2 protein-coding genes are annotated in these 3,834 nt (G+C 64.4%); both read right to left on the bottom strand.

The genetic code is table 11. From position 1 onward, the window contains the following. Positions 1-18: 18 nt before the first annotated feature. Positions 19-2,988 (bottom strand): Tn3 family transposase, encoded by a 2,970-nt coding sequence (locus AD928_RS00625; protein WP_062247441.1) that lies wholly within the window; start codon positions 2,986-2,988, stop codon positions 19-21. A gap of 3 nt (positions 2,989-2,991) precedes the next feature. Further along, positions 2,992-3,576, bottom strand: a complete 585-nt coding sequence (locus AD928_RS00620; RefSeq protein WP_062247439.1) for a recombinase family protein — start codon at positions 3,574-3,576, stop codon at positions 2,992-2,994. Positions 3,577-3,834 lie beyond the last annotated feature (258 nt).

Here is a 3,834-nt window from a genome sequence, read left to right as displayed (position 1 = left end):
AACGGGCACAGATATACGCTAAGGATTATCGGTGATTGTGATGGCTTGCCGGAGCGGGCGGAGTTTCCCTTCCGGGATGCCGGCGTCGGTCCAGAGGTAATCCCCGGTCAGGTTGATATGCTGCCACCCCAGCGGAGAGAGATGCTGGAGCAGATCAGGCGCAACGGATCGTCCTTGACGTTCGAGATGCCGCATTGCGGCTCCGAGATAGGTGGTGTTCCACAATACGATGGCGCTGGCGACGAGATTGAGCGCGCTCGCCCGATGTCCCTGGGCTTGCAGTCCGTGATCGCGGATCCGGCCGGTGCGATGGAAAAAGATGGCGCGCTTGAGGGCGTTCTGGGCCTCTCCCTTGTTCAACTCGCGGGTGGCGCGGCGGCGTTCTTCGGGGAGCTCGATCCAGTCGAGCGTGAACAGCGTACGCTCAACGCGGCCCATCTCTCGCAGGGCAAGGGCGAGACCGTTCGCGCGAGGATAAGAACCGAGCCGTTCCAGCATCAGCGACGCGCTGGTGACGCCGGTACGGATTGAGGTGGCGAGCCGGATCACGTCGTCCCAGTGCTCGGAGATCAGGCGTTCGTCGATCGGCTGGGCCATCAATGGGGCGACAGTCGACCCAGGCTTCATGTCGCCGAACAGATGCAGGCGTCTGTTACCGATGTTGGGGATGCGCGGGGCGAAACGGAAACCGAGGAGATGGCATAGGGCGAACACATGATCCGAAACGCCCCCGCCATCGGTATGGTGACGCTCGATCGCAAGGTCGGCGCCATGATGGAGCAGGCCGTCGAGTACATGCGCGGCCTCGCTGGCACTGGCGGAGATGACTGTGGAATGGAACGGCGCGTAGCGATCAGAGACATGGGTGTAGAAGGAGATGGCGGGTTCGCTGCCCTTGTGCGGATTGACGGCGCCGGTTGCCTGTGCACGCCGATCGAGCGGGAAGTGCTGCCCGTCCGAGCTGGACGCGGTGCCGTCGCCGAACAACGCGGCAAGGGGCAGCCGATGCTGCGCCTCGATCAGCCTCGCCAGCGCCGCTCCGTAGCTATCCTCGCGCAGGTGCCAGGCCGAGAGCCAGCCGAGCTGACGCCGAGTTACCAACCCACAGGCCTCGGCCATGCGGGCGTGGCCGAGATTGGTCGCATCGGCAAGAACGGCGGTAAGGATCGCGCGGGGATCGTCGTGTGCCCGGCCGGTAGTCAAATGCGTGAAGCAGCCGGCAAGTCCCGTCCAGCGATCCACGTCGGCCAGCAGATCGGTGATCCGGATGGCCGGCAGGCGTGCGTAGAGGGGCGCCAGGGCGTCCTCTGCCTCGTCTGGAGTGATCGCGCGCAAAGGCGAGATGCGCAGCCGCCCCTCGGCGATCCGCACGTCTTCGAGCGTATCGGTGGACGCTTTCGCCTCTATCTCGGCGATCCGACGCGTGAGCAGCGCCTTGCGTTCCGCCAGCCAGGCCGCTGCGGTATCAGCGACGGCGATCGGCAGGGGGCCGGCCTCGCGCATCGCGGAAAAAATCGGCTTTGGAATAAGCTGGTGCTCGACGGCGCGATAGCGTCGGCTTCCCTCGACCCACATATCCCCCGCGCGCAGCCGATCGCGCAGTTCCGCCAGGACACAGAACGCGAAGATGCGGCGGTCGAGATCAGCACGGTCGATCCGCTTCCGCCAGCTCGTCCGGACAAAGCCGAGCGGCACGTCGGCCGGAAGCCTGTGCCGGCCGTCGGCGAGTCCGCGCAGGGTCTCGACAGCTTGGGCAAGAGGTGCGCAGGCGGGAACAGCCCCGAAAGTGAAGGCGGCGACGAACGCAGGACCGATCTGGCGCAGGATCGGTGCGTTCTCTCGGGAGAGCGCCACGGGATCGAGCGGATCAGGACGAACGAGACGACGGGCTTCCGCGACTTCCCGTGTCAGCACGTCCCAGCCGATGACGCCCTCGATCGCCGCGTATGGATCGGCGTCGTCAGCGCGGGCGCTCAACACCGCATCGCCGATCTCGGCCAGAAGGCGGATTTTGGCGTTGATGGTCCGACGGTCGCGTTTCAATGCGGCTTCCTCGCGCCGTTCCGCCCGGCGGAACAACTGACCGAACAGACGCTCGAACATGAGCACCGCGTCGTCTGTCAGCGTCATCTGCGTCTCGATGACTGTGGCGACCAGCACCGCGCGCCGCCGTGCCGGGTTCAACGAGGTAAGATGTTGCGCCGTGAGGCGCGCGCCTTCCTGGCACAATCGGCGAAGCCGCTCCGGGTGAATGGTGTCCACGAGGCCGGAATCCAGGTCGATCGCACGCAGGAGCGACAACCGGTCGAGGATCGCGGCGAAGGCACGCCTCCCGGGCTGGCCAGGAGGCTGACGCACCCAGGTGAGGCTGCTGATATGGCTGCCGCTATGCGGCTGGAGGAGGGCGTCGAGCCGATCGCGCTGGTCGGCGGTGAGATGCCGCGTCAGCAGCTCGCAGACATACCGCTCGGCATCGAGCAGCGCCTTGCCCACCATGCGTTCGATCTGGGTGATACCAGGCACGACGATGCATCGCCGGCGAAATTCGCCCAGCAGCATCCGTGCGAGAACGATTCCGCTGCTGGACGTCAGGGCCGCAGGCAGAAGCCAGGCCTGAAGCTCGATCTGGAGCGGCCGACAGAACTGCTGGAATCCGAATGTTCCACGCAGCGTATCGAGCTGTTCGTAGCGGGTCGGCCCACGCACGGCATAGTCGGCGAGCGCGTCCGGCTCGATCCCGAGTTGATCCCCTATGAAGGCGAGCGGGATCTGAGGGATCAGCTCCCCCGGCCGGAGCAGCCGCCCCGGGTAGCGCAGCGCGCAAAGCTGGATAGCAAAGCCCAACCGATTGTGCGCCCTTCTCCGACTGACAATGACACGCAGGTCATCGGGAGTGAGCGTCCAGTAACGCACCAGGTCGGCCTCGTTTTCGGGCAGGGCAAGCAGCAACAGGCGCTGCGCCTCGGTCAGAACGGAACGGCGCGGCATCTGTCAGGTTCTGCCGGGAGGCGTCCAGCCAATCCGCGCCAGCGTGTCGATCAGCGTCGAGCGCGGTACACCGAAGTTGCGGCATATAGCCGCTTTGCTGGCGCCGCCTTCGAGGGCGACGGTAATCGCCGCGATCTTCTCCGCGTGGATCGCGGGCGGCCTACCGCCGCGCCGACCCCGGCGCCTGGCGGCTGCCAGCCCCGCCATGACCCGTTCGCGCGTCAAGGCGCGTTCGTATTGGGCGAGTGCGCCGAACATCGAGAACAGCAACTCGCCTTGCGCGGTTGCCGTATCCATATGTTCGGTCAAGGATCGGAAAGCGATGCCACGCTCCCGAAAATCTCCGATAATATCGAGAAGATGCGATAGAGAACGGCCCAGACGGTCGAGCTTCCAGACCACCAGCGTATCCCCTTCCTTGAGCCAGGCGAGGCACGTCTTGAGGCCAGGGCGATCGTCGCGGGCACCAGAGGCCTTGTCGGAATGAATGTGGCGTGCATCGACGCCAGCCGCGATCAGCGCATCGCGCTGGAGATCCACTGACTGGCGTTCGTCGGCTGAGGACACTCGCATATAACCGACCAGCATGTACGACAAACCTCATCAGAAGAGTTTCCGCACAGTAATGCAAAGCGACATGGTTTGTCGTGCAGTTTTTGCTACCTTGGCGGCTATCTTTTCCCGGCAAGAAAAAAATGACGGAAAATACCTGTTTTCCGTCATATACCCTCAGCATCCGACCTTAGCGTATATCTGTGCCCGTTCTGGATATGCGCGCCAATCCCGCTCAGGAACATGCGCTACACGCCACCAATCCACGGTGTGCCGGTGGTGAAAGCCAGAGAA

Source organism: Acetobacter cerevisiae, assembly GCF_001580535.1.
Lineage (GTDB): Bacteria > Pseudomonadota > Alphaproteobacteria > Acetobacterales > Acetobacteraceae > Acetobacter > Acetobacter cerevisiae.
This window is presented reverse-complemented; position numbering and strand designations above follow the sequence as displayed.

Excerpts from the sequence above, each read along its gene's own strand:
- AD928_RS00620 (WP_062247439.1), bottom strand. The coding sequence starts at position 3,576 with ATGCTGGTCGGTTATATGCGAGTGTCCTCAGCCGACGAACGCCAGTCA.
- AD928_RS00625 (WP_062247441.1), bottom strand. The coding sequence starts at position 2,988 with ATGCCGCGCCGTTCCGTTCTGACCGAGGCGCAGCGCCTGTTGCTGCTT.